Annotated in this window: 13 protein-coding genes, 1 tRNA gene and 1 pseudogene; 7 read left to right on the top strand and 8 right to left on the bottom strand. The window is 70.0% G+C overall.

The genetic code is table 11. The annotated features are described in order from the left end of the window. The first annotated feature begins 133 nt into the window (after nucleotides 1-133). Nucleotides 134-1,498: a 3-deoxy-7-phosphoheptulonate synthase gene (locus B116_RS0106650; RefSeq protein WP_082312744.1), complete on the top strand. Its 1,365-nt coding sequence runs from the start codon at nucleotides 134-136 to the stop codon at nucleotides 1,496-1,498. 1,317 nt (nucleotides 1,499-2,815) lie between these two features. Continuing rightward, entirely contained in the window at nucleotides 2,816-4,273 is a 1,458-nt protein-coding gene (locus tag B116_RS0106640; RefSeq protein ID WP_027659566.1) for an MFS transporter, read from the top strand. 18 nt (nucleotides 4,274-4,291) lie between these two features. Here the strand turns inward: B116_RS0106640 and B116_RS0106635 are convergent, their stop codons facing one another. Next, complete coding sequence (locus B116_RS0106635) at nucleotides 4,292-6,409, bottom strand: MMPL family transporter (RefSeq protein ID WP_027659565.1); 2,118 nt, start codon at nucleotides 6,407-6,409, stop codon at nucleotides 4,292-4,294. Nucleotides 6,410-6,750: 341 nt separating this feature from the next. Here B116_RS0106635 and B116_RS0106630 point away from each other — a divergent pair, with 341 nt between their 5' ends. After that, on the top strand, nucleotides 6,751-7,674 hold the full coding sequence (locus B116_RS0106630; protein WP_027659564.1) for a phosphatase PAP2 family protein: 924 nt from the start codon (nucleotides 6,751-6,753) through the stop codon (nucleotides 7,672-7,674). 3 nt (nucleotides 7,675-7,677) lie between these two features. Next, on the top strand, nucleotides 7,678-8,394 hold the full coding sequence (locus B116_RS0106625) for a maleylpyruvate isomerase N-terminal domain-containing protein (RefSeq protein ID WP_033667341.1): 717 nt from the start codon (nucleotides 7,678-7,680) through the stop codon (nucleotides 8,392-8,394). 57 nt (nucleotides 8,395-8,451) lie between these two features. On the opposite strand, the gene B116_RS0106620 is transcribed toward B116_RS0106625, so the two are convergent. Further along, on the bottom strand, nucleotides 8,452-9,330 hold the full coding sequence (locus tag B116_RS0106620; RefSeq protein WP_027659562.1) for a DUF1028 domain-containing protein: 879 nt from the start codon (nucleotides 9,328-9,330) through the stop codon (nucleotides 8,452-8,454). Nucleotides 9,331-9,430: 100 nt separating this feature from the next. On the opposite strand from B116_RS0106620, the gene B116_RS0106615 reads away from it, so the two are divergent. Together B116_RS0106615 and B116_RS0106610 are read left to right on the top strand one after the other, a co-directional pair. Then, the gene (locus B116_RS0106615; protein ID WP_027659561.1) at nucleotides 9,431-10,405 is read left to right on the top strand and encodes an LLM class F420-dependent oxidoreductase; all 975 of its coding nucleotides are present in this window, start codon (nucleotides 9,431-9,433) and stop codon (nucleotides 10,403-10,405) included. Next, nucleotides 10,402-11,190: pseudogene (locus tag B116_RS0106610) on the top strand (SDR family oxidoreductase); the annotation flags it as partial. The gene B116_RS0106615 and the pseudogene B116_RS0106610, both read left to right, overlap by 4 nt. Nucleotides 11,191-11,197: 7 nt before the next feature. On the opposite strand, the gene B116_RS28140 reads toward B116_RS0106610, so the two are convergent. The 5 genes from B116_RS28140 to B116_RS0106585 form a co-directional block, all read right to left on the bottom strand. After that, complete coding sequence (locus tag B116_RS28140; RefSeq protein WP_082312742.1) at nucleotides 11,198-13,549, bottom strand: transglutaminase domain-containing protein; 2,352 nt, start codon at nucleotides 13,547-13,549, stop codon at nucleotides 11,198-11,200. A gap of 2 nt (nucleotides 13,550-13,551) precedes the next feature. Beyond that, nucleotides 13,552-14,766, bottom strand: a complete 1,215-nt coding sequence (locus tag B116_RS0106600) for a DUF58 domain-containing protein (RefSeq protein WP_027659558.1) — start codon at nucleotides 14,764-14,766, stop codon at nucleotides 13,552-13,554. A gap of 3 nt (nucleotides 14,767-14,769) precedes the next feature. After that, nucleotides 14,770-15,765, bottom strand: coding sequence for an AAA family ATPase (locus tag B116_RS0106595; protein ID WP_027659557.1), 996 nt, complete (start codon nucleotides 15,763-15,765; stop codon nucleotides 14,770-14,772). A gap of 26 nt (nucleotides 15,766-15,791) precedes the next feature. Next, nucleotides 15,792-18,392, bottom strand: a complete 2,601-nt coding sequence (locus tag B116_RS0106590; protein WP_027659556.1) for a fibronectin type III domain-containing protein — start codon at nucleotides 18,390-18,392, stop codon at nucleotides 15,792-15,794. A gap of 147 nt (nucleotides 18,393-18,539) precedes the next feature. After that, a complete protein-coding gene (locus B116_RS0106585) occupies nucleotides 18,540-19,856 on the bottom strand; it encodes a tetratricopeptide repeat protein (RefSeq protein WP_027659555.1) in 1,317 nt (438 codons plus the stop codon). A gap of 211 nt (nucleotides 19,857-20,067) precedes the next feature. On the opposite strand from B116_RS0106585, the gene B116_RS0106580 reads away from it, so the two are divergent. Then, nucleotides 20,068-20,151: transfer RNA gene (locus B116_RS0106580), tRNA-Leu, on the top strand. Nucleotides 20,152-20,233: 82 nt separating this feature from the next. Here B116_RS0106580 and B116_RS24765 read toward each other — a convergent pair. Further along, a complete protein-coding gene (locus B116_RS24765) occupies nucleotides 20,234-20,617 on the bottom strand; it encodes a hypothetical protein (RefSeq protein ID WP_033667340.1) in 384 nt (127 codons plus the stop codon). Between the last annotated feature and the right edge of the window lie 460 nt (nucleotides 20,618-21,077).

The following is a 21,077-nucleotide window of genomic DNA, read 5'->3' as shown; positions in this document are numbered from 1 at the left end:
TAGAGTTCGATGATACGGTTGGCCCCAGTGTCTTCTTTCTATGTCTTGCCTTTAAGGAATGGCGGCGACCATAAATTGTGTCGGTTATGAGGGGCGATTTGTCGTGTATGAGATGCAAATGAGGTCGGGGGGCATGGAGAGGTCGATCCGCAACTCGCCGCTAGCGGCGAATGACGGCGATAGTGAGCTGCACCTGGATCGGTGGCGTGAGCTGCCGCGCCGACAGACTCCCCCCTGGCCCGATCCGGCTGAGGTGGCGGCAGTGTGCGCGACGCTCGGCAAAAAGCCGTCGATAGTTATGCCGCACGAGGTCGAGGAGTTGCGCTACCGTTTGGCCGACGTGTGTGAGGGGCGTGCCTTCCTACTACAGGGCGGCGACTGTGCCGAGACATTCGCCGGGAACACCGAGAGCCACTTGTTGGGCACCACACGAACCCTGCTGCAGATGGCGATGGTGATAACGTACGGCGGCTCCGTTCCAGTGGTGAAGGTGGCACGCCTCGCCGGCCAGTATGGAAAGCCTCGATCTTCGGAGACCGATTCACTGGGGTTGCCCGCGTACCGGGGCGATATTGTCAATGCGCGGCAGGTAGCCGAGTCGGCCCGGGTTGCCGATCCGCAGCGCATGATTGATGCCTATGTGAATTCTGGGATCGCCATGAACCTGATTCGTGCCTATCCGCCGGACGACCTGACCGACCTCGAGGAGCTGGACGAGGGTGCCTATGATCTCCTCCGCGCTTCCTCGGCAGGCGCTCGCTACCAGGGTATTCTCGATGAAGTCGAACGCGCACGTCGTTTCGCCCGGGTGTGGGGGCCGACCGAGCGCCAGGCGGTGCGGGAGTCAAAGGTGTACTCCTCGCACGAGGCGCTGGTGCTCGAGTACGACCGGGCGCTAGCCCGTGTCCTAGGCGGACGGGCGTACGCGACGTCGGGCCACTTTCTGTGGGTCGGTGAACGTACCCGCCAGCTTGATCACGCGCACATTGACTTTGTCGCGCAGATCGCCAACCCGGTCGGCGTAAAGCTCGGCCCGGATGTGAGCCCGCAAACCGCGATTGAGCTGTGCGAGCGGCTCAACCCCGAGAACGTGCCCGGCCGACTCACCCTCATCAGTCGGATGGGCAGCCGCGAGGTGCGCGACGTGCTTCCAGCCATCGTCGATAAGGTCACGGCCGCGGGTGCCAAAGTCGTATGGCAGTGCGATCCGATGCACGGCAATACCGAGCAGTCCATAAACGGCTTTAAGACCCGGCATCTCGACCGGGTCATTGACGAGTTGCTGGGCTACTTCGACGTGCACCGGAGCCTGGGCACCTATCCAGGAGGCGTCCATATCGAGCTCACTGGTGAAAACGTGACCGAGTGTTTGGACGGGGCGCATGGAGTCGATAGCCGGAATTTGCCGGATCGCTACGAAACTGCCTGCGACCCACGGCTGAACCTGCGACAGAGTTACGAATTCGCGCTGCTTCTCGCCGAAATTCTACGCGGCTAACCTCGCCGTTATGGCACAGCGGGTGGTGTTCGGATCGTCCGGCGCATATACCCGTTCCCATCGCCTTGATGCGTAGGCAAGTGTCGGTCGAGCGTCTCCGGATGGAGTGGGACATTCAGAGCGCGTTGGGGATCAGGTTTGGTCGGGCGTGTCGCACAGTGGGTCCGATCGATGAGGGTGGCTCGATCGACTGACAATCATGAATAGAGCCCGGCGGTACCCATCTGACGTGACCGATGCCAAGGGGAGATCATCGAGCCGATGCTGCCGTCCCCCAGTGGATGGGCAGACCAGAGAAGCATCCCCGCCAAGCTGTCATCGACACGTGTCGTGGGGCTCCCGCGGCTACGACGTCGGCAAGGGAATCAGAAGCGATTCATCGTCACCGACATCCTCGGCCTCCTGGTCACCGTCTGGGTCCTGGCCGTGTTCTGGCAGGACCGCGACGGCGCCACGGGCGCTCTGCTCGCCACCTACGCGGCGACCCCGATTCGGCATGTCTTCGCCGACTCCGGTTTCGCCGGCCGCCTGGTGGACTGGGTCCGCGACCTGCTGTGTGCCACCGTGGAGATCGTCTGTACCCGCCGGCCAGAACGGCTTTGTCGTGTATCCGCGCCGTTGGGTCGTGGAGCGGGCCCTGGCCTGGATCATCGCTCACCGCCACCTGTCCCGCGACTACGAAACCCACCGCGCAACGCCCGAGGCCATGATCCGATGGGCCGCCATCGGTGTCATGCTCCGCCGCCTCACCCGAGGCGAAGCCGCCGCCCGTCAACAACGCTCACCGTCGAACACACCCGACCGACAGAAATGTGAAACGCGCTCTTAGTCTGGGAAATCCTCCACGGTCGATGTGGCGAGCTGGACGCTGCGGCGCACCACCCCGTCACCCCGATGTCCTGGCCGCCCATCGCCGCGAACGCGCCGCATCCGCAGCGGACGACAACAACGCTGGGGCCAAACCGCCACCAGAGCACCCCTGACTGACTCCAACACCGCGAACCATCGGGTCAAGGCACGCGCAGGTAGCCACCGAGCGCCGCGGCGTAACGCCGTCGCTTCGTCCGGCCCGTTGGAGTGAGTCGGTTCCGATGATCCGGCCGTCTGCTGGTGTCACTCATAAGGTGGGGCTTCGGGTCACATCTTCAGGGTGGGGAGCACCGTGGCTGGGCCGCCAGGTTGATGCTGCTCGGGCGGAAGCTGACGTGCGGCTACGGGATGAGTGGGGTCGGCGATGTGCAGCGGAGTGACCGCACTCTCCACCGCCCGTTCCAAGGAGTGTGACCACCATGGTTCTATTCGGTTCCGGATAGCCGGATGAACGAGGGTGAGCTGGGTGCCGGGGAGACGCCTCGAACCGGGTCGGGGAGGCCAGTCCGTTCCTGGGCGGCGGTGACCGTCGGTCTCATGACGTTGTTTCTGGGCGGGTTGAACATTTCCCTGCTCGTGATCGCCCTGCCGACGATCCGAAGTGTGTTCGACCTGAGTTCCAGCGGTCAGCAATGGCTGGTCTCCGGATATTTTCTTACGTTTGGGCTGACGCTGGTGCCGGCCGGCCGATTCGGCGACCAGCGTGGACGGCGTAACATTTTTGTGGCCGGCGTCATGTTGTTCGTGGTGGCGAGCCTGCTTTCCGGTTTCGCCCCCTCCGGAGTATGGCTGATTATTGGCCGGTTGGCCCAGGGAGCTGGCGTCGGGATTGCGATCCCCCAGGTGTTCGGAACAATCCAGCAGATGTTCTCGGCCCGAGCCCGCGGTCGCCCGTTCGGGGTGCTGGCCGTCGGAGTCAGCGGCTCCCGACTGGCCGGTCCGATACTCGGTGGTGCCTTGGTTACCATCGGCGGGGAGCAGGGCTGGCGGTGGATCTTTTTGATCAATGTTCCGCTCGGGATCGTCGTCGCTGTCTTCGGGTGGCGGCTGTTCCCCGTCGCCGAGCGGGGGCAGCGACCTGACCTGGACCGGATCGGTGCCCTCCTGCTGATGTGCGGGTTGGGGCTGCTGTGGTTGGTGCAGGGAGATCAGGTGCCGGGCCTGCTCCGCTGGCTGCTTCTACCGGCCGGCCTGGCGATGCTGGTCGCCTTTGTCTACTGGGAACGATCCTATGCCCGCCGCGGCGAGCCGATATTCAACCTGGGCCTGTTCCGGGTCCGGTCATTCGCCCTGGGCGCATTCATCGCCACGTTCTACTTCGCCGGCTACGAGGCAATTTACTACCTGGTATCAGAGTATCTGCAGCAAGGGCTCGGGCACGACGAGTTGGTGGCGGGTATCGCCCTCATGCCGTTGGCTCTGGGTATGGTCGTCGGCTCGGTGGCCGCCGGTGCCAAGGCCGACAAGATCGGGCGGCAACTGATTGCGGTGGGGTTGGCCTGCGGGGCAGTTGGGCTCACCATGCTGTTGATCGCAGATCTGTTCCTACCGGATCCAGAGTCCCCGCACGCGGCGACTCTGCCACTGCTCCTGGCCGGCTTGGGCGGTGGACTGGCCACCGCGGGCGTCGGCGGCGGGCTGGTCATTGCTCCGAACCAGACGCTGGCCCTGGCTGACGTGCCGCCGGCCCAGGGCGGCAGTGCCGGGGGAATGCTCCAGACGGGGCAGCGCTTCGGTGGTGGGTTTGGGGTCGCCGTCGTCGGCACCGCGCTCTTCACCAGCCTGGACAGAACCGGTGACTGGCTCCTTGCCTTCCGAATTCCGATAGCGGTCATTATCTTCTTCTTCGTCATCGCGTTTGTCGCTGTTCTGATCGACATGGTGAATCGATCTCGATCGCGGTGACGCGCGTCCCCGCTTCGGTCAACCGGTGCCCGGTGGGCCACCGCCGCTTCGCTCCAGCCGGCTGGGCCACCAGATTCGGCGACCAAGGTCATGGGTGAGGGCCGGCACCAGTAGGGAGCGCACCACAATGGTGTCGATGAGTAGCCCGACCGGAAGGGCGATGCCCAGCTCCACCAGGATTCGAACCGGAAGCACAGTCAGTGCCGCGAAGGTCGCCGCGAGCACGACGCCAGCTGAGGTGATCACCCCGCCGGTCACCGTGAGTGCGGACAGTACGCCACGCCGGGTGCCCAGTCGCTCTGACTCCTGCCGAACCCGGCTCATCAGAAAGACGTTGTAGTCCACCCCCAGGGCGACCAGGAAGACGAATGCGAACAGGAGGAACTCCGGATCAACCTTGGGGATGTTGAGCAGATACCGGAAGATCAGCACGCAGATGCCCACGGTGGCGGTGAAGGAGAGCACCACGGTCAGGACCAGGAGCATTGGAGCGAGCAGAGCGCGCAACAACACCGCCAGGCAGAACAGGATCACGGCCAGGACGACCGGAAAGATGACTTGCTGATCCCGGTCGGCGGCGTTGGCCGTATCCACATTTGTTGCCGTGAAGCCGCCGACCACGGAGTCCGAGCCGGGCACCGCGTGCACGGCGGTGCGGAGCCGACGCAGGGTCTGCTCGGCACTGTCACCGTCCGGTGCGTCGCTCATGGTCGCGTTGAGCTGAGCCCTTCCGTTGACGACCTTCGGCGCGGCCCCTGGTTCTGCAGTTGTGGTCGAGGCCCCACCCGTCGCGGTGACCGGTGCCACGGAGGCGATCCCCGACACCTGACCCGCCGCAGCGGTGACCTGGTCAACGGTCTGCGCGTTGGTCACGATGATGGCCGGGCTGCCGGTGCCGCCGGGATAGTGCTGGTCAAGCAGGCGTTGCCCGCTGACCGACGACCGGTTCCCGGAGAAGAGCAGGTCATCCTGGTTGATTGCCTGCTTACCGAGTTGGGTGACCCCGATCGCGGCCACGCCGAGACCGATGGCGGCGGTCACCCACACGAGTCGGTCTCGCCGGCCGACGAGGCGGGCGACCGGGGTCCAGAACCGGTGCGAGGTGGTCGCGGTCCGCTGCTCTGGGCGCGGAACCCGCGGCCAGAAAACCCGCCGCCCACCCAGGACAAGCAGGGCGGGAAGGAACGTGAGCATCACCAGCAGCGTGCAGGCGATGCCGATAGCAGAGACCGGTCCGAGGGAGCGGGTGGAGCTGAGCACCGACAACAGCAGGGCGAGCAGGCCGAGGATGACCGTCGAGCCGGAGGCGACGATCGCCGGAGCGGCGCCGCGCCATGCCACCTTCATCGCATCAACGGGGCGTGCCGTTCTGGTCAACTCTTCCCGATAGCGCGCTATGAGCAGCAGCGCGTAGTCGGTGCCCGCGCCGAATACCAGCACGGTGAGGATCCCCCGGGACTCCCCACTCAGCTTGATCACATCCGCGTCGGCCAGCCAGTACACGAAGACCGTGGCCAACACGTACGACAGCCCGGCGGCGATCAGCGGAAGCGCCCACAAGATCGGACTACGGTAGATGATCAGCAGTACTACCAGCACCGCGCCCAGCGTGACGACCAGTAGCTCGCCGCCCACCTCGGCCAACACCGTGATCAGGTCGCCACGTAAGGCGGCCGGGCCGGTGACCTCGATGGTCAGTCCGTCCTGGTCACCACCGGTGATCGCGCGCAGCTGATCGATGACGTCGTTCTCCGCCTGCCCCACGGCGTTGTCGATTGGGACAACCACCAGCAGGGCCTGCCCGTCCTGGCTCTGGACGGGTGGCGCGAGGGGCCCGACAACCCACTGCACCTGACCGAAGCGGGTCAGGTCTGACATCGCCTGTTCCTGGTCCTCGGCGGTTACCCCAGCGGAACGCGCGTAGACCACTAGGGCGGGCGTGGTGTTCGCGCCGGTGATGTCACGACTGTCCCGCTGCGCCTGCTGCGACTCCGCATCAGCGGGAAGGAACGTCTGGAAGTTGTCGGTCTCCACCTGGTCGAGGCGGCCGGGGAACGAGTGGGCCAGCCCGCCGATCACGAGCCACCCGAGGGTCACCACCACCGCGATCAGGGTGCCGACCTGGCGAGAAGGCATCGCGGCCCCGTCAACGTTCGGCTTGCTGGCGCCGGTGGCTTGACCTGCTGTGCGGCCGCGCGATCAGCAGCGGGCCTCCCCCCGACAGCAGTGCCCGCCGCTTCCTCGTGCGCGGGTGTACGGCCGGATCTGACATACGTTGACTATCTGGGGTTTCGGCTGCGTGCACTCTGACTTCCCACCCTTCTCCGCTGAACAGGTGAAGTCGGGGCCTCGGCGCCGGCGGGGGAGAACAGGAGCGCGGGGATGCCACCCCTGCCCCGAGCTTCGGTGGAGTCTGGTCGGCAGTCTCCGCACGAACGGTGTGCACCCGGGCAATCGGCACCACATGCCGTTAGGTTGTGCGGGTGCATGACACGGCAAGGCGTGGGACGGCGATCTGGTTGGTCGTGCTGGCGCTGGCACAGACAGCCGCCCTCATCGCGGTGTGGCGCATCGCCTTGCACACCGAGCTCGGCCAGTGGCTGGACACGGTCGCCCTCACCGGTAACCGGATCGGTCAGGACCGCATCGACGGACCGGTCAACTACATCCTCAACGTCATGTCGGTGGCGGCGCTGCTGGCCGCCACCGCCGTGATCGGGTTCATCGCGCTGATCCGTGGACACGTCGCGTTCGCGGTCACCGCCACCCTGCTCATCGTCGGCGCCAACCTCACCACCCAGGCGCTCAAGTACAGCCTCGCCCGGCCTGACTTTGGTATCGATCCGCAACGGGTCTTCGCCGGTAACAGTCTGCCCAGCGGGCACGCCACCGTCGCCGCCTCGTTCGCGGTGGCGCTGGTCTTCGTCCTGCCACCGAGGGTCCGGCTCCTGGGCGCGTTGCTCGGCACCGGTTACGCCGCCGCTGTCGGAGTGGCCACCCTCTCCGCCGGGTGGCACCGACCCAGCGACGCCATCGCCGCGTACCTGGTGGTCGGGGTCTGGGCGGCGCTCGGCGGGCTGGCACTTTTATTCATGCAGCGAGAACGGGCGGGAGCCGTCCCGGGCGACGCACACCGACTCGCCGCCGGGTTGCTCGGCGCGGCCGGCCTGCTCGCGGTCGTCGCCGGCGGTCTCGCCCTGGCCTGGCTCGCCGACGGACCCCGAATCGCCCCGGATGAGTTGGGCCGCCGGCCCCTCTTCGCCGGGTACGCGGGCGGTGCCGCCGGGATCGCCGGTACGATGGGCATCGTCATGGCCCTGGTCCTGGTGAGTGCACACCGTCTCATCCCCGGGCACCGCCCCATCCCCGCCCACCGCCCCATCCCCCGAAACGGTGGTTGAACCATGCTAGAACCGGCCAAAGTGGAGTCGGCCCTCGGGAACCCGCCGGAGCTCACATCGGTACGGGCGGCGTTTCGGGACGAATGTGTCCGGCTCGCCGCCGAGCTGCGTGACCTGACCCAGGCCGACCTAGACCGGCCCACCACCTGCCCGCCGTGGGCCGTCCGAGACCTGATCGCCCACGTGCACACCGGTGTCGGCCGGCTCGCCGAGATGCTCGCCGCCCCCGCCCCGCCCCACGCGCAGGTTGACGCCGCCGGCTACTTCGGCGCGGCCAAGTTCACCCCGCCAGTAGACGCCGACCGGATCGAAGGCGGTCGCCGGGCGGGACAACACCTAGCTGCCACGACGCTCGCCGGCGACCTGGACCAGGCCCAGCAGGCCACCCTCGACGCGGTCGCCGCGCAGCCCCCCGGCCGGCTCGTCCGCACCCGGCACGGCGACGCGATGACAATGGTGGAGTTCCTGCGCACCCGGGTGGTCGAGGTGGGGGTGCATGGCCTGGACCTAGCCGCAGCGCTCGGCCGGCGACCGTGGTTGACCCCGGGCGCCGCCGCCGTGGTGGCCGACCTGCTCACCGGTGGAGATCCGGTGCCGGCCGACCTGGGCTGGGACCGGCTAACCCTGATCCGCAAGGCGACCGGCCGGTCGCCGTTGACCCCCGCGGAGCAGGCGACCGTTGCCGCCACCGACTTCCGCTGGCTGAGCTTCGCGCCCTGACCGGCTTCGGGGCGGCCCCGAGCCCACCACGCTGCGGGCGCTGCGCGCCCAGCCGGCTCAGGATGCGGGCCAGGTGTGGGCAGCGCGGGGCGCGGGAACCTGCGGGGTGGCCCGGCGTAGCTGCTCCAGCACGACCGGGTCGATTCGGCCCGGCACCAGTCGCCGCTCCAGGTTCTCCAGACCCGCCCAGGCGACCAGTGCCTCCTGCGGAGCGGCCGGATCGGCGGGGTGTCCGAGCGCGGTGAGCAAGCCGGCCACCTCGACCGCGAGCGTCCCGGTGAGATCCAGCAAGGTGCCCGGGTCCGGAGGGCTGAACAGCTGGTTGTGCGCGGCGAGGAGCCGGCTCAGCTCGGCGACCGGATCCGGGTGGTCGTCAACCCGCAGATCGATCAGGATGTCGCCGGTGCCGGCGTACCCCGCGCCGCGCTCGACGACCAGCAGCCCGGCGCTCTGCCGCCCGCGTCGGTCCCCACCCGCCTCGTCCCCGGCGCGCAACGCGGCCAGGAGACGCTGCGGAAACGGCAGCCCCCAGCCGCCCAGCCAGCCGTCACGGACCTCGTCGATCACCTGCGGACCGGCGAGGATGTTGCCCTGCGCAGCCCAGCCATCCCCGGACTGCCCGCCCGCCCAAGCGCGGCAGGCCGGCCCGGTCCAGCAGGCGCCCGGGCCGGTCGCACCCACGACACCGAGCTGGCGGTGGTCGCGTTCATCGTCGGCGGCGACCAATCCGGCGACCACGCCGGCCGCACCAACCCCGGTCCGTAGCAGCGCCAAGCCCTGCGGCCGGTAGGCCAGATTCACGTGCGCCTGGGTGGCGATCGCGCCGACCTCGGCCTCCGCGGCCGGCACCAGCGCCCCGGCGGCGAGGAACCTGCTGGCCACGACCACTCCGTGTAGCCGGCCGTCGGCGGAGCGGGCGACGAGGGAGAAAGTCACGAGCCGCAGCGTAGCGCGGTGACCGGGCAGGGAAGCCAGACCAGATCTTGCCCACCGCCCGCCGGCCGGACATCATCGACCGATGACGACGCGATGGGGCATGACGGTACCGTTGAGCGGGATCCCGCTGGCCGACCACGCCGCGGTCTACCGCGCACTTGACCAGGTCGGCTTCACCGACATCTGGTCGGCCGAAGTAAACGGGGCGGACGCCTTCACGCCGCTGGCGTTGGCCGCCGCCTGGGCGCCGCGGCTGCGGTTGGGCACCGCGATAGCACCGGTCTTCACCCGTGGACCGGGACTACTCGCGATGAGCGCCGCTGCTCTCGCCGAGACCGCCCCTGATCGGTTCACCCTCGGCATCGGCGCCTCGTCGCCGGTGATCGTCCAGGATTGGAACGCCGGCGAGTTCAGCGAGCCGTACCGGCGCACCCGCGACGTGCTCCGCTTCCTGCGCGCTGCCCTGGCCGGAAAGACAGTCGACGGAGCGTACGACACCTTCGCCGTCCGGCGGTTCACCCTGGAACGCCCGCCAGCCGTACCCCCGTCGCTGCTGCTCGCCGCGCTGCGCCCCGGCATGCTGCGGCTCGCCGCCGCCGAAGCCGACGGCGTGATCCTCAACTGGCTCGCCGCCACCGACCTACCGCAGGTACTGGGCGCGCTCGGCCGGCCTCGCCCCGGCTTCGAGGTCGTCGCGCGGATCTTCGTCTGCCCGACCACTGACGCCGGGTACGCCCGCGCGCTGGGCCGCCGGCTCATCACCAGCTACCTGACCGTCCCGGCGTACGCGGAGTTCCACCGCTGGCTGGGACGCGCCGAGGTCTTCGAGCCGATGTGGACGGCGTGGGCCGCGGGAGACCGGCGGGGCGCCGGGGCGGCGGTGCCGGACGAGGTGGTGGACGCGTTCGTCCTGCACGGCAACCCGCAAGAGTGCCGGGCCCAGGTGCAGCGGTACGCCGCGGTCGGTGTTGACGTCCCCGTGCTGGCGCTGCTGCCAACCCCCGAGCTGGCAACCGGCGACGCAGCGGTGCTCCTCGACGTGCTCGCCGGACTGGGCGGGGGTGAGCCCCGATGAACCTCACCGACCGGGTGGCGGTGATTACCGGCGGGGCCGGGGGGATCGGGTCCGCGTTGGCCCGACGATTCGCGGCAGAGGGAGCGGCGGCCGTGGTGGTAGCGGATCTGGACGCCACGGCCGCCCGCGCGGTCGCCGACGCGGTCGGCCCGGTCGCCCGGCCCATCGGGGTGGACGTCACCGACGAGGAGCAGGTCCACGCGCTGGTCACCGAGACCGAGCGATGCTACGGGCGAATCGACCTGTTCTGCGCCAATGCTGGCGTGGCTACCGGTGGGGGAGTGGCCGCCCCGGACGCCGACTGGGACCGGGCCTGGCGGGTCAACGTGCTCTCCCACGTCTACACCGCCCGGGCGGTGCTGCCGGCGATGCTCGCCCGCAGCGGCGGGCACCTGCTCATGACCTGCTCGGCAGCGGGTGTGCTGACCGCGGTGGGGGACGCGCCCTACACGGCCACGAAGCATGCCGCGGTCGCCTTCGCCGAGTGGCTCGCCATCACCTACCGAGACCGGGGCATCCGGGTCAGTGCGCTCTGCCCGCAGGGCGTAGACACCCCGATGCTCTCCGAAGGACTGGCCGCGGGGCACCTGGCCGCGCGGGTCGTCGCCGCCTCCGGCGCGGTGCTCACCCCGGACCAGGTGGCCGACGCGGTGGTCGCCGGGCTCGCCGAGGAACGGTTCCTGATCCTGCCGCACCTGGAGGTCGCCGAGTACGCCCGCCGCCGCGCGGAGGACCCCGACGGCTGGCAGGCCGGGCTGCGGAAACTCGTTCGTCGGTTGACCGGGACGACAGTCACATCCGCACGCTCCGCCGGCGCCGATCCGCCCGGTCCTGACCCAGCGGACCAGGGTGGACCGGCCACAGCAGACGACGCCACCAGGGGCGGGCCACCCGTAGCGCCGCCACATACGCCCGGGCGATCGCAGCGGCCCGCTCCGCCTGCTGATCGGTGAGCGTGCCCGGGGCGAAGGCCACCCGGTTGAGTAGGTCCGCCAACTCCGTGATCTCCACCGCCACCACCGGCACCGGCTCACCGCCGGCCCCGCGGGCGCGCACCAACACATCGCCCGCCACCACGGCAACCTCGGTGGCGGCCAGATCACCGGTGGCCGGGTGCCCGGCGAGCCGCAGCGCGTCGGCCACCTCCCGCCAGGCACCACCCACCCGCTCGCCGGGGGAACCCCGCTCCAGCCGGCCCCGGGTCAGCCCCCGGCGCAGCCACAGCAGCGTTAGCAGCAGCATCGTCGCCAGGACCAGCCCACCCCCGACCGCCACACCCGCCACCAGCAGCACCGACGGTAGCCCGCCGGCGGCATCCGCCGGTCCCACCGGTGCCCCAGCGGCCCGCGGAGTGGCCGTCGGCTCCGTGCTCGGCGCCGGCGTCGGCGACGGCGGATCCTCCGGCGCGGGGCGCAACCCCTCCTCGACCGGCCGGGGCTCGGTGTCCGGCTGGGGCAGCGGATCGAACGGTATCCAGCCCAGCCCGTCGAACAACACCTCCGGCCAGGCGTACGCGTCCCCGGCCCGCACCGGCCCGTCGCCTGACGGCCGAAAGCCGACCACCACCCGGGCCGGCAGCCCCACCAGCCGGCCCAGCACCGCGAACGCCGCCGCGAACTGCTCCGACGTGCCCCGCTGCCCACCCGCGTTGCGCGGTCCGAACAGGAAGAACTCCAGATTCGGGTACGCGTGCCCGCTCGGCGCATCCGGAACCAGCCGGTAGTGCTCGGCGAGGAACTGCTCCACCGCGGCAGCCCGTTGGTACGGGGCGCCGGCCGACTCGCCGAGCTGCTCCGCCAGCTGGCGCAGCGACTCCGGTACCCCGTCGGCGACCCGCAGCACCCGAGCCACCCCCGCGCCGGCCGGCACATCCGCCGTAGCCAGCAGGTTGACCTCCGGCCGCTCCCGAGCGGACGTCACCGTGTACCGCAGCCCGGCGGTCAGCCCTTCCGGGTGAATCAACGTCCCGGTCGCCGAGTCGTACGCCACCCGGGCCCCGGTCACCTCCCGCGGGGTTGCCACGGCCGGCAACAACCGCCCGGTCAACCCGGCGACGGTGAGCTCCTGGCGTACCGTCTCGATGGTGCTCTGCGGGGCAGTAGCCGGCGTTGGGAGGATCCGGCCAGCGTTGCGGTACGTCGCGCCGACCTGCCACGTAACGCCGTCGTAGTCACTGAGCACCGCCAGCCGGATCCGCGCTTCGGCGCCGGCCGGGCCTGCCTCGGCGCCGGCCGGGCCTGCCTCGTCGGTGGAGTGAGTCGTCACCTCCAGCAGCTGCTGCTCCGGACGCAGGGCCCAACCCGAGATGCGGATCAACGGGTTCTCGTCCAGCGAGTCCACGCGGGGCGGCTCCACATACTGGCGCGGGTCAACCGGCCGGCCGCCGATCATGCCGGCGAGCGCTGGCCCGAGCAGGACCGCCAGCGCCACCACGACCGCTATCCCGGCCGTGGACGCACCGACGAGCCGGACCCGCGCCGCCGCGCGAGCCTGCGCCGGCAGCCCCGCCATCCCGTCCGCAGCCGCCGGCCGGACCCGTCCCGGCAAGGCGAGCCCGAGCATCGCCACCGCCACGAAAGCCAGCGTCGGCCCGACCGCCGGCTCGGCGTTCGGCCCGACCAGGTAGACGGCGCCCGCGAAGAGCAGCACCGGCGGCAGGTACCCGAGCAGCACCCGACCCGCCCGCAACGTCACCTCACTGGCGGCCAGCCCGGCCAACCAGGCGGCCACCACCGGAACGAGGACCGTGTCCGGCGTCGGCTCCACCGGAATCATGGCGGTCAACAGCCGGGGAATACCGTTGCGGGCGGCCTCGCCAGCGATCTCCACGAGCGGGCCGGGCAAGTCGGCGCGAGCGGCGGCAAACCGTAACGACCAGAGCGTCCACGCCACCAGGCCCAGGACCGACAGCGGCGCCACCAGCCACGAGGGCAGCCGCCGACAGAGCACCCCCACCAGCACTGAGCCGATCGCGGCACCGGCAACCAGCAGCGTGAGCAGGCCTCCGGCGTACATCCGCCCCAGGACGACCCCGGCCAGCGTCACCAGCACGACCAGCACCACCGCCAACGGCAGATCCGAGGTCAGAAGCGACCTCCTGCCCGCGGGGAGACCGGCACCGCGGCGGGCACCGGGCTCGACCATTCTCACCACCGCCGCACCCGATCCCACTCGGCGGCGAACGCGGCCCCGTCCACGGCGTCGATCACCACCAGGCCCGTCGCCGGCGGCTGCGCCGGCTCCGCCGCCCCGAAAACCCCGACAACCACCGACGCGTACGCGCCGCGAAGCGCACCGAACCGGCCGAGCGTCTCCCGCCCACCCGGGCCGGTAAGCGCGATCAACGTGTCGCCGAGGCGGTCCCCCCGCAGCCGGGTCAGGGTGGCGTCCAGGGTGTCGGCACCGAATCCCGCCGCCGCCAGCCGGTCCAGCGGGCCCGCCACCCCAGCCTCCGGCACACCCGCCGCACTGACCTCCCGCTCCGGACCCACCAGCCCGGCCTCCGGCACACCCGCCGGGTCGACCTCCTGCTCCGGGGCCACCAGTACCAGCACCACCGGCAGGTCGGCCCGGTAGGCGGCGGTCAGCACCGACGCCGCCGCCTCACACGCCGACTCGAACGACTCCGCCCGGCCAGCGACCTGCTGCGGATGGGCCACCACCCGGTTGTCCAGCAACACCACCAGGCGCGGCAGGCTGGTGTCCACGTGCTCCCGGACCATCAGCTCACCCACCCGCGCGCTGGTCCGCCAGTGCACCCGACGCAGTTCGTCCCCGACCACGTACTCCCGCAGCGAGTCGAAGGTGATCGAACCGTGCGGGACGGAATCCACCCGGCCGTCCAGGCTGCGCCCCGCGCCGGTGGGCACCACATTCAGTGGATGGACCCGCGGATGCACCCACACCGGCACCGCCTCGCCGTGCTGGCGCGACAGCGACACCAGACCCAGCGGGTCCCGTCGGGTCACCCGCAGCGGCCCCACCCGCACCACGCCCCGGCGGGTCGTCGGCACGTCGTACCGAACCGTGGTGTCTCTCCCCGGCCGCAGCCGCAACACCGGTACCGGCACCGGCACCGAACCGCAGCGGTCCTCAGCGACCAGGTTCGCCGACCGGAGCCGGCCACGGTTGTGGACGGTCACCGTCATCGTCACCGGCTCTCCGCGCCCCACCCGGTCCGGCTCGGCCCGCCGGACCACCGCCAACCGGGGGCGCCACGCGGCTACGGCCAACGCGTAACCACCCGCGGTCACCCCCGCCGCGCCCAGCAACGCCAACTCCGGGTACGCGAACCGGAAGCCCGCCGCCAGCAGGGCAGCGGCAGCGACAAACAACCCGACCCCCCGGGCAGTAACCCCCACAGCTCAACCGCGGACCGCAGTGGCCTGCCCGGACGGCAGCGGAACCGGTACCGAGGCGACGGCCTGGCGCAGCACCTCCGTCGCGGTCACCCCCCGTACCTGCGCGTCCGGGGTGAGGAGCAGCCGATGCGCGAACACGGGCTCAGCGAGCAGCTTCAGATCCTCCGGCATGATCCAACCCCGGCCGTCAATCAACGCGTACGCGCAGGCCGCCCGCGTCAACGCGATCACCCCCCGCGGGCTCACCCCCACCCGGACCTGCCGATGGTCCCGGGTGGCCGCGGCGATCCGCACCGCGTACGCGTACAACGGCTCGGCGATGTGCACCCGGCGCGCCATCCGCACCATCTCCTCGACCGTCGCGGTGTCGGTGACCGGGGTCAGCGCCTCGGGAGAACGCGCCGTCGCGCCCCGCAGCACCTCCACCTCAACCGCCTCATCCGGGTAGCCGACCGACAGCTTCACCAGGAACCGGTCCAACTGCGCCTCCGGCAGCCGGTACGTGCCATCCATCTCCACCGGGTTCTGCGTCGCCACCACCAGGAACGGCTGCGGAACCGGATGACGCACCCCGTCCACCGTCACCGTGCGTTCCTCCATCACCTCCAGCAGCGCCGACTGGGTCTTCGGCGACGCCCGGTTGATCTCGTCGGCGATGACGATGTTGGCGAAGACCGGCCCCGGATGAAACTCGAACTCCCGGCTGGCCTGGTTGTAGATCGTCACCCCGGACACGTCCGACGGCAGCAGGTCCGGGGTGAACTGGATCCGCCGCCACTTACCCTGCACCGTGGCGGCGACCGCCCGGGCCAGCGTCGTCTTGCCGACCCCCGGCACATCCTCCAGCAGCACATGACCCTGCGCGAAGAGGGCGGTCAGGGCCAACCGGACCACCTCCGGCTTGCCCAGGACAACCGCGTTGATGTTCTCGGCCAGCCGGGCGGCGAGGGCGGCGAAGCCCTGCACCTCCGACTGACTGAGCAACTCGGGGGAACTCACGCTGGTGCTCCTTGCCTGGCGTCGATTCAGCAGGTCGGCAGAACGTTGATGTCGTCACCACCGTCGAGGTTCAGCCAGGCCCACGGAATGTAGTTGCGCCCCTGGTAGTCGACCTGCACCCACCACGTGCTCTTCTTGTGCCGGTTGTAGACGAAGGCATAGACCTCCTCGCCGGTCTGCCGGCAGTACGCCTTCAACCGTGTGCCCGGCTTGGCCCACCCGACCTGCCGAGGGTCTTCCTGCCGCGGCACCGAGAAGATCTCGTTGCCGTTGCGGCCGTCAACGTCGGCGTCGCAGTATGTCGTCTGGTCCCCGGAGTCGCCGTTTTCGCAGGTCGCCGTCCCGTAGAGCGCCGCCGTCGACTGTGCCCGGGTCGCGCTGCCCGGGCCGACCGCGTTCGTCGCCGTCACCGTGAACGTGTACGCCGTGCTCGACGTCAGCCCGGACACCGTGATCCGGGAACACGGGCCGGACTGCGCCGGCTTGCCGCTGGTGCTCAGCGCGCAGGTCGCCTTGCCGCCGCCGGCGTCCACAGTGAAATTCACCGTCACCGACGTGGCGGTCGCCGAGGAACCGGTCACCGTCACCCGCGGCGCTGCCACGGTCCGCGCGGTGACCGTCCCCTCCGGCCCCGGCCCGGCCGCGTTGACCGCGCGCACCTTGACCGTGACCTGCTGCCCGTCACCCAGCCCGCCGACCGTCGTCCGAGTATCGGTCACCTCGCTCTGCCGACCACCCACGTCCACCAGGTACGCCGTCACCGGCCGGCCATTCGCCGCCGCCGGCCCCCACCGCACCGCGACCGTCCCCGGCTGCTCCGCCACCGTCGTGGCCTGTAGCTCCACCGGCTCCCCCGGCGGCGCATACGGCACGACCGTGTTACTCACCGGGGAGGCCGTCGAACCCGCACCCTTGTCATTGACCGCGACGACCGAGAACGCGTACTGCCGGCCGAACTCCAACTCGCCCGCCGGCACCACCAGCTCCGTCCCGGTCGCCTCCCCGGCCAGGGAGTTCGTGCCGGCCGAGGTGGCCGTCACCACGTACCGGTCGATCGTGTTGCCCTGCCCGTTCGCCGCCGGCCAGCGCACCGCGACCGTCCCGTCCGGGCGCGCCTCGGCGGTCGCGCTCGCCGGCGGGTCCGGCACCTCCGCCGTCGGCGTCACCGGGTTACTGGTCCGGGTCGGGCCGTCCCCCTTGGCGTTGACCGCGAACACCGAGAACGCGTACGTCTCCCCGTTGGTCAGCTCCTTGATCTCCACTGCCCGCTGGTTGGCGCCCACCTCGATGCGCTGCCCGCCGCCACTCACCACGTACTTGATGATCTCGGCGCCATTGGCGGCGGCGGCCCGCCAGCTCACCCGGGCCCGGGCGTCGCCGGCGGCCGCGGTGACCGCTCGCGGTGGACCCGGCCGGCTCGCCTCCGGCTCCTTCGGCGGCGGGGGCGGCGGTGGGGGAGCAGGGGGCGGGTCGCCGCCCAGCACGTCGTTGGCGTACTTGTCGACCTCCCGCATCCGGTGCCGGTCATCAACCACCCGGGCGGTTGACGCGTCCGGAGCGTTGATGAACAGGTGGTTCTCCCGAACCTCCAGTTCAAGCGGACCAGCCGGTGCACCGGATATCGAATCGACCAGCCGGCCGGACTCGTCGAGCACGTACACGGTGCCGGTGGCCTCGTCGGCGCAGTAGAACCGGCCCGCCCACGACACCGCCGGGCTCAGTTCACCCCCATCACCCGGCACTGTGAAGTTCGTGACCACCCCGCCGGTGACCACGTGCACCTGTCGCTGCGAGGGCACCGTCACCGGCACCGCTGAGCCGTTGGTCCGGGCGGGCAGTACCGCCGGCGCGGAGGTCTCCAGCGGGGTCCGTGTCACATCCCCCTGGCGTACCACGATCAGTGAGCCCGCCGTCCGGTCGAGCACCGCCACCCCGTCGTCCAGCGCGGAGACAATAAGCTCGTGATGCGGCTCCGTCACGTCGTACGTCTCGATCAGCTCCGGGCTCAGACCCCCCGCAGGGGAGGTTGACGGTGACGGCAGCGGCGCGGCGCTGATCGCCGAGACGGTTCCCTCACTCGGCACCGCTATCCACAATCGACCCGCGCCGTCAAGCGCACCACCGGTGATGCCCGGGGGAAAGTGGACCGATTCACCGACCGGTGTCAGCGACCGTGGGTCGAGCTGTCGGACGATGCCCTGCACCGCGTCCACCACGAACGCCGCCTCCTCGTGTAGCACGACGTTGACTCCGAGACCGGGCGTGGTGGGGGAGGTGGCGAGGATCCGCAACGTGGCGAGGTCCAACGAGCTGACCTGGCCCGTGCTCAGATCCCGCAAAACGAGCAGCCGATCGGTCTGAGTGACCTGCACCGGATGCTGCTGCGCACCCGGAACCTCCAGCCGGGTGTCCACTCGCGCCGTGACTCCGTTGACCCGAGCCAACTCACCGCGAACACTGCTCCACAGCCACGAACTGGCGTCGAAAGTGGCCACCGCGTTGTCGGCGGCGCCCACCCCGAGCACCGTGAGCCCCATCGCGGCCAGCAGCGCCGTCACAGTGGCGATGGTGACCAGCCCACCACGAAACCGGCGACGCGGAGTCACGCCATCATCGACGGTGGCCACAACCAATTGCCTCCCCGTATCGTTCGAGCAGGTGACGGGTCCGAAGACGGCGGCCCTCCCAGAAGTCGGCTGCCATCATATTTGGCTCCGCAGCGGCAGGGAACCCGTACCGTCCACCGGCGTACACGCAGCGTACTGCCCGGCAATTTATCGTTCGCGATTGGTGCAGACCTGCCCAGAGGTGGTGAACGTCTCCGTTGAATACACCGCCAGTACCGTGAAGCAGTAGTCCACCTCGGCACTCAAACCATTGATTGTGTAGCTGGTCCGCCCCGGCTCTACCCGCCCCCGCATTCCTAGCTGCTGCCCCGCCCGGCCGGCAGCAATCACGAACGGAACGGCGCCGCCGGATGGGTCTGACCAGCTGAGGGTCACCGAGGTCGAGTCGTCCCGCAAACTCAGTTCCGTCGGTGGCGGCGCAGTCGGCGCCCCGCTCGGCGTTCCCGCCGCCGACTCCCTCGGGGTGTCCGACAGTGGAGCGGCCGCCGGCCCGCTCCGAAGAAACACCACCACGCCCGTTCCGACGACCGCCACCGCGGCCACCCCCACCGCGGTGAGCACCGCGGCCACCGCCGTCCAGTTCCGGCCGCGCCGCTGTGGCTCCCGAGCCGGATGCGCGGCCGGCAGCAGACCGATAGCGGCGTCGTCCGGCACCAGGGGTGGGCCCGGCGCGGGGTCGCTGGCTGGGGCCCCAGGCGCGGGTCGGGCGCCGAACGCGCCGTACCTGGGTCGCGGCCCCCGGGGTTGGTCTGGACGAGGCCGTCGCCGGCCGCCATGCCCGTCCGGTGCCGGCCCGACCGCCGACCGCTGCGACGTCGCGTGGCCGGCAAGATCGGGAGACGAACCCGGTGGCACCAGCTTGGCCTCCGGTAGGGGCGGTGGGGCCTCCAGTGGGGCTGGCGGGATCTCCGGTGCGGCCTTCGCTGGCGCCGGTGTCTGCGCCAGTCGGCCGTCCGAGGACGGCGCCGCGCCCGTCCCGGCTCCCAGACGTCCCGGAATGTGCTGCTCGGCGAGGAAGGGCCCCGGCATCCCGGGCGAGGCGTCAGCCAGGCCAGCCTCGTTGAGATAGGCCCGTGCCGCGCGAACCGACGAATGGTCGACCCCGAGCGTGACCGGACCGGCAGTCACGATCCGATGGAAGTTCCGGCGGGCCTCGTGCCGGTTGCCGAGTTCGTCCGCCACGGTCGCCAGCTCGAAGACGAGCGCCAGCAGCAGGGGGTCGGCCTCCGACCGAAGGCGCTCACCCGCCGCGAGCGCCTTCTCCAACACCCGCCGGGCGGCACTCAGGTCACCGGCCTCCCGGTGCAGCCGCGCCAGAAGGTGCGCGGTGTCCAGCACCTCGGGATGATCCGGGCCGTACGGTGGCGGATGGGCCGACTCCACGATGTCGGTGAGTATTTGACGCGCGCCAGCCAGGTCACCGGTGCGGCGCAGAGCGAGAGCCCGATGCCGCGCCGCGGACAAAGGGGAGGGGGAGGGATACGACACGGGGTCATGCTGCCGGCCGGACGTACTCCGACGCTACTGCAACAGCTCCCTGTCCGGTATTGCTGCCCGCCGAGAGCCGATGTGCATGATCCATTCGGGCGGTGTACAGTAACTCCTCGTGCGGCCCGCTGGGTAGCCGACAGGTGAGAAGATCACTTCGGTCATCGCGGTAGGCTGGACGATGCAAGTCCGGGTGGCGGAATGGCAGACGCGCTAGCTTGAGGTGCTAGTGCCCGTATAGGGCGTGGGGGTTCAAGTCCCCCCTCGGACACTCAAATATGATCTCCTGCACTGCAGGTCAGGCCCCCTCCAGCGAGGGGGCCTGATTCGTTGTAGGGGACAGGTAGGGGAACTCAGTTTTGGCCGTCGGTCCTGCGGCGCATGATCCCGTCGGCATACCCCTTCGCGTAGCCCCCACGTCGAGCCTCCTCCAACTCGGCGGCGAGCTGTTCGCGAAGGTGTACCTCCAACAGGTGCCGCTGATCGACGACCGCTGTCCGCCTGCGGGCGTCTGCCTGGGCGAGCAGCTCACCCAGGGCGAACTCCTGGCGCCGCGACTCCAGGTCGTGGCCCATCACGTCGATGGCGTCCCAGCAGTGCCGGACCTCGCCCCGAAGCCACTGATTCTCTCTTCGGAGCCGGTAGATCTCCTGCTGGTAGAGGTGTTCGCGCTTGCTGGTCATCGCCCGCTGGTAGGCGGCGGTGGCGGCCCGTGCCGCGCGGGCGACCAGTGGCATGACGGGGCGACGGTGGGGGTGGGGGTGGGGGTGGGAGGGATGGTTCATGCGCTGTCGAAGACCTCCGGGTGAGTACCGATGAGGAGCGTGCTAATCGAACACACGTACGAGACGATGGGAAGACTGCTCGTGGGTGTGTCGATGGATCGCCGCCCGTACCTGAGCGGCGCTGGTGCGCGACCGAGGGCCATGCCCCGTCACCGTTGCTCGTGATCACTGATCAGCCCGAACGAGTTTAGTAGCGTATCCATAGTCGACAAGCCCTATCGACGAATGATTTTCGGCCATCCCGGTGACGTTTTGAATGTCCGCAATGAAGTAGCGGACAGCTCGAACCTGTCCGGAACCACAATTCCGTGGTAGGGCGTACGCCCGTGACGCGCCGGAACATCCATACGGACAGGTGACGGCGTGACGTGCGGGCAGGGAGTACCGTCGATGGCGGCAGGGCGCCGGTTGT

Source organism: Salinispora fenicalii (assembly GCF_000514815.1).
GTDB lineage: Bacteria > Actinomycetota > Actinomycetes > Mycobacteriales > Micromonosporaceae > Micromonospora > Micromonospora fenicalii.
Note: the sequence above shows the minus strand (reverse complement) of the source record. Positions and strands in the feature narration are given on the sequence as shown.